Genomic DNA, 2,478 nt, shown 5'->3' with positions numbered 1-2,478 from the left:
CAACCTGTTGCGCCTCGCCGAGGATATCATGTCTTCAGGGCAGGGAATGCCCGATGAGCTTGGTCAATAATCGTGGCTAGTAAAAGCACGATCTTCCCAAGAAGCTCCCACTTCAGGTTGCGAAGCAAGCAAGTGGTGAGTAGTTCACAGTGACGCTAACTTTCTCATTGTGAAGTTGCAAGATAGTTACTCTCCTTTGAATGATGTGATAAGTTAAGTTTAGAAGTGAACAGTACACAGGACAAGGGGTAAATCATGCGATTTCACAAACTAGCTATCGGGCTCATCATGGCAGGCCTCATCGCCGGGTTGGGCTATAAAGGATATGACGAGTTCACAAGTCAAGAAAATGAACTGGCAGTCAGCATCGCCACGGACGACAGTGTCCTCGGCGGACTCGAAGTCGGTCAGCGTGCGCCGGGATTCGCCCTCGAGACGGTCGAGGGGGAAATGTTGTCGCTCGCCGATTACGAAGGACGACAAGTCGTCTTAAATTTTTGGGCGTCCTGGTGTCCACCGTGCCGAGAAGAACTGCCCGAGTTGATTGCGTTTGGTGAAGAGACGGGTATCCCGGTGCTCGGGGTGAACGCGACGAAAAACGAACGGCGCGGCAAACAAGATGTCGACGCTTTCTTACAGGAAGTCCCGGTCAGCTTCCCGGTCTTGTTGGACGAAGAAGGGACGGTCGAGAAGACGTATCGCGTCGTCGCTCTGCCGACAACCTATGTCATCGGTCCGGATGGTGTCATCACCGCTAAACAAGTCGGACCGGTCGACTTTGATTGGTTGCACGATCAAACGAAGTAAAGTGAACGGACAAAGACAGACTGGAAGTGAACCGGTCTGTCTTTGTCTATTTTTTATAATGTTGTTTGATGAGCGCATCAAAATTCGGTGTCATGTCTTCTTCGAGATAATAATGATGGTTGTCTCGAATGATTGTATCGCCAACACGTGCTTCTGATGGCAAGAATCGTCTCGGGATGAAACTCGAGCCGTTGTTCCAACGTAACACGGCGTACTTCCCTTCGACCCGCACCAATGTGCCGTATTTAATCATGCCTCTTCCTCCTCAACGAACAGCTTTCTGTCTCTTTATTCTTATAGAGTGTATTCCCACATTCCACAAAAGCTACACATATTTGAACAAGGCGTGACAAGCAAATCTGCAAGCGAAGAGGTGACGAAAATGTGAGAAAAGTTAGAAGAAAACGCTTTCTTTTTCATTTGTTTTCTTCTATAATTAAAGCACGGGGTGATTTTGACGAATTTGTGAACAATGGGGGTATGGTCAATGTTTTCTTCGGCTATGATTGGATTGCTCGCTTTAACCGGCGTGACCATTTATGGGATTGACCGTATGTTCACGGTCCGTTCAGAGCGCGTCACAAAGAAATAGGTCTACATAATAGGGGGGAATCGCAACGTCTGGGGAGACGTTGCGATTTTTTTGCGTCAATAATCTTGCTGCCTAGACTCTCGTTCCTTCTCCTTTTGTTCCACATGTTTCCGATTCCGTTCATGGACCCGTTGGAAGAAATCATGTTCCGGCCAATGCGGGGACCAGACCCGTTCTTCAGGCAGAGCGAGGATATATTCTTCGGCCGCGCTCAACCGCTCCATCATCTTGCTGCGGTCATCGCATAAGTCACCATGTCCTGGTATGAGCCAGCGGATCTCATATTCGTAAATGGCGGTCTGAAGTTTTTGCAAGGAATTCAAATACGCTTCAGCGTCATGCTCGATGAACGGAGGCTCGATATTGGAACCATAATCTCCGCAAATAAGAAGTCTCAGTGGTTCGATAATTAAAGACATGTGGGTCGATTCGTGACCAGGTGTCAATAAAAATGTGATAGAGATGGAGCCGAGTGCGATCGTCCCGTCTTCGGAAATCATGATATCGACGTCGGGTTTTACGATGGGGCGATCGATATAGTACTGCTCGTAAAACGACTGGATCTCGTCTAATTGCGAGCGCGCATCCGTCTCGACGAACGCTTGAGAAGCGATGACGGTCGCATCGGGGAATGCGTAGGCGCCGATGATATGATCGTAATGCTGGTGCGTATAGATGACATATAATTTTTTGCCTTGACGCCGCAGTTCGACATCACGACGTATCATGGCAATTTCTTCGGGCAGCCAGGTCGGATCGATGACGATCAGGCTTTCGTTCGTCTCGATTAATGTCGAAGTTGTTCGCATGAGCGCGCTTTCGTAAACTGTGAATGGGTGAAGACGTATTTGAATCACATGAATCCCTCCTTCTTGTCTTCCATCCTTTTCCCGAATCGTCATCATTTAAGCGTCGCCGGTATGACTACCATTATCGTGAAAAACAAAAAAGCAGAACGTCGAATGACGTCCTGCTTCATGCACGGTGTACCGTGCGGTTATGTGTGCGAGCAAATTCTCGCGTATATGTCGGTAATTGGAGCGGGTGAAGAGAATCGAACTCTCGTCATCAGCTTGGAA

The 2,478-nt window shown here is 48.4% G+C and carries 3 protein-coding genes; 1 reads left to right on the top strand and 2 read right to left on the bottom strand.

Going from position 1 to position 2,478, the window contains the following annotated elements; translation table 11 throughout:
- Positions 1-255 precede the first annotated feature (255 nt).
- Entirely contained in the window at positions 256-807 is a 552-nt protein-coding gene (locus DPV68_RS14780) for a TlpA disulfide reductase family protein (protein ID WP_114167515.1), read from the top strand.
- Positions 808-853: 46 nt separating this feature from the next.
- On the opposite strand, the gene DPV68_RS14775 is transcribed toward DPV68_RS14780, so the two are convergent.
- The gene (locus DPV68_RS14775) at positions 854-1,060 is read right to left on the bottom strand and encodes a DUF3006 domain-containing protein (protein ID WP_016508383.1); all 207 of its coding nucleotides are present in this window, start codon (positions 1,058-1,060) and stop codon (positions 854-856) included.
- 395 nt (positions 1,061-1,455) lie between these two features.
- Entirely contained in the window at positions 1,456-2,256 is an 801-nt protein-coding gene (locus tag DPV68_RS14770; protein WP_114167514.1) for an MBL fold metallo-hydrolase, read from the bottom strand.
- Positions 2,257-2,478: the final 222 nt, after the last annotated feature.

Origin of the sequence: Exiguobacterium sp. TNDT2 (assembly GCF_003331145.1) — a bacterium.
GTDB lineage: Bacteria > Bacillota > Bacilli > Exiguobacteriales > Exiguobacteriaceae > Exiguobacterium.
Note: the sequence above shows the minus strand (reverse complement) of the source record. Positions and strands in the feature narration are given on the sequence as shown.